We start from the raw sequence: 1432 nt of genomic DNA on the forward strand, positions 1-1432 counted from the left end.
CTAGTAGGACTCCGTTAGGTGTGTTTGCCGGTGGTGTCCGGTCGGGGGCACGGTGGGTGTATGGACATGCGGCAAGTGGAGGATCTGCGGGCGGAGTTAGCCGGGTTCGTGGCGGATGTGTTCGCGTCGGTGCCCCGGCGGGATCAGCGCGCGAAGGGCGACTGCTACCTGCGAGGGCTGATGCTGGACGGGCGGCGGAAGTCGATCCAGCCGATGGCCGAGCGGCTGCCGGACGGCAACGAGCAGAATCTGCAGCAGTTCGTGAACCAGTCACCGTGGGATCCGGAGCCGGTGCAGCGGCGGATCGCCGAGCGGATGATGCCGCTGATCAGCCCGGACGCTTTCGTGGTCGACGATGTGTCCTTTCCCAAGGACGGCCGGATGTCGGTTGCTGTCGCCCGCCAGTACTGCGGCGCTTTGGGCAAGCAGGCGAACTGCCAGGTCGCGGTCAGCGTGCACGCGGTCAGCGATACCGCCTCCGTCCCCTTGAGGTGGCGGCTGTTCCTGCCGAAGGAGTGGGACGCTGACAGTCAGCGGCGGCAGGCCTGCGGGGTTCCGGATCACGCGCGGCACCGGGAGAAGTGGCGGCTGGCGCTGGATGTCCTGGACGAGCTGGCAGGGTGGGGCCTGACTCCGCCGGTGGTGGTTGCCGACGCCGGATACGGCCAGAGTCACCACTTCCGCGCCGGGCTGCGCAAGCGCGGTCTGGACTACATCACCGCCGTGCGCGGGGACACCAGCGCCCACCCCGCCGATGCCGTGCCCACCGCGCCGGAACGGACCGGGCGCATCGGCGCACCCCGCCTGCCTCGCTACCGCCACCCGGCTCGCCCGGTGAGAGATCTGGTCATGGCAGCCGGACGCAGGTCGCTGCGACGCTGCACCTGGCGGCAGGGCAGCCGCGGCTCGATGACCAGCCGCTTCATCGTCATGGAAGTCCGTCCAGCCGGCGTCGCGGCCCGCACAGCGGCCCGTCAGCAGGCCGGCGGACGCCACGCCTGGGACGGCACACTGCCGGTCGAGACCCTCCTCGCCGAGTGGCCGCCCCACCAGGACGAGCCCACCGACTACTGGCTGACCAGCCTGCCCGCCGACACCGTCCTGCGCCACCTTGTGCGGCTGGCCAAGATCCGCTGGCGGATCGAGCACGACTACCGCGAACTCAAGCACGGCCTCGGCCTGGACCACTTCGAAGGCCGCTCATGGAGCGGCTGGCACCACCACGCCACCCTCGTCACCGCCGCCCACGCCTTCCTCACCGAACAGCGGGTGTCCCCAAAAGCCGACACACCCGCCTGTCCCTCTACCAGACCCTTGACGCCCTCCAAGACCTGCTGAACTGCTGGACCGGCATATGCACCACCTGCCACCGCCCCCTGCCCACCCGCCGCACCAGACGGCAGGCCACACAGACCTAACGGAGTCCTACTAG

Annotated in this window: 1 protein-coding gene; it reads left to right on the top strand. The window is 69.8% G+C overall.

From position 1 onward, the window contains the following. Nucleotides 1-60 precede the first annotated feature (60 nt). Nucleotides 61-1338 (top strand): IS701 family transposase, encoded by a 1278-nt coding sequence (locus ACFU3E_RS38440; protein WP_384169477.1) that lies wholly within the window; start codon nucleotides 61-63, stop codon nucleotides 1336-1338. The last annotated feature ends 94 nt before the right edge of the window (nucleotides 1339-1432 follow it).

Source organism: Streptomyces sp. NPDC057424 (assembly GCF_042803315.1).
In the GTDB taxonomy this organism is placed as follows: Bacteria; Actinomycetota; Actinomycetes; order Streptomycetales; family Streptomycetaceae; genus Streptomyces.

Excerpts from the sequence above, each read along its gene's own strand:
- ACFU3E_RS38440 (WP_384169477.1), top strand. The coding sequence starts at position 61 with ATGGACATGCGGCAAGTGGAGGATCTGCGGGCGGAGTTAGCCGGGTTC.